General features: G+C 61.4%; 1 protein-coding gene. It reads right to left on the bottom strand.

Annotated elements, in window-relative coordinates; translation table 11 throughout:
* A partial coding sequence (locus ACTHSP_RS22120) for a TonB-dependent receptor domain-containing protein (RefSeq protein ID WP_440347026.1) occupies window positions 1–425 on the bottom strand: 425 nt, incomplete at both ends.

Genomic DNA, 425 nt, shown 5'->3' with positions numbered 1-425 from the left:
AGGTTGCCGGAGAGTTGCAGGCGGCGGTCTGCGCTGCGCCAGCGGGTGTACCACTCGTAGTTGTTCACATATTCGGGCTCATAAGTGTAGGTTACGACGGGGCGACCGAAGGTGATGCCCGCGCCGCCGGGGTTGTAGCCGCGCGCGGCTTTGATGCCGCTGACCCATTGGTCGGTGGGTTTGAAGGCGATGTCGATTTTGGGCAGGAACACGGTCTGGCCTTTGTCTAAATCGAGGTGCAGTGCGCCGCTGCCGCCGCTTCGTTTGTGCGTTTCTTTTTCAATGCGGGCGGCGGCTGTGATGTCCCATTTTTCGCCGGGGCTGTATGTGGTTTCGGCAAACAGGGCGCGCACGCTGTTGCGGTCGTCAAAGGTGTTGCGGCCGCCGACGCTGCGGATGTCCACCCATTCGTCTTGTTTGCTGCG

It is taken from the genome of Neisseria sp. P0001.S005, from assembly GCF_051963715.1.
This window is presented reverse-complemented; position numbering and strand designations above follow the sequence as displayed.